Raw genomic sequence first — 505 nt, forward strand, 5'->3', positions numbered from 1 at the left:
AAACAATAACAATAATTCTTTTTTAATAAAACAAACAGCAGCAAAAATCAAAATAAGCCCGCAAAAACTTGAAGAAATAAAAAACTATCTAAATGCTTATAAAAACTATCTAAATAGTGAAACCGAATGGATAAAGTTTATAGATCAAAGCAGCGTCAATGGAAATCTAACAATTAAGATTGATACTGCTTTTGAAAAAAAAACAAATTTTACTCATGCAGATTCAGATAATAAAAATTTAACAGAACTAATAGAATTGCAAATGCATCTAGAAAAAGAAATTTTAAACTTAATTGAGCAAACATTTCATGATAAAAATTTGGGATATATACAATTAAGTCACATCAATTCATTCTTTCCTCAAAAAAATATAAACTCAATAACAAAAGAAATAATAGATGGAAAAGAATATATTGCACCGCACATAATAGCAAATCAATTATTAAAAATAAAAGATAAAAAATATTTTGAACAATTTATGCACTTTTTAAAAGTTGAAAACAGC

The 505-nt window shown here is 23.6% G+C and carries 1 pseudogene; it reads left to right on the plus strand.

The annotated features are described in order from the left end of the window. Positions 1-505, plus strand: a pseudogene (locus LRB30_RS05830) (hypothetical protein); the annotation flags it as partial.

This window comes from Borreliella americana (assembly GCF_021043605.1).
Classification (GTDB): Bacteria; Spirochaetota; Spirochaetia; order Borreliales; family Borreliaceae; genus Borreliella; species Borreliella americana.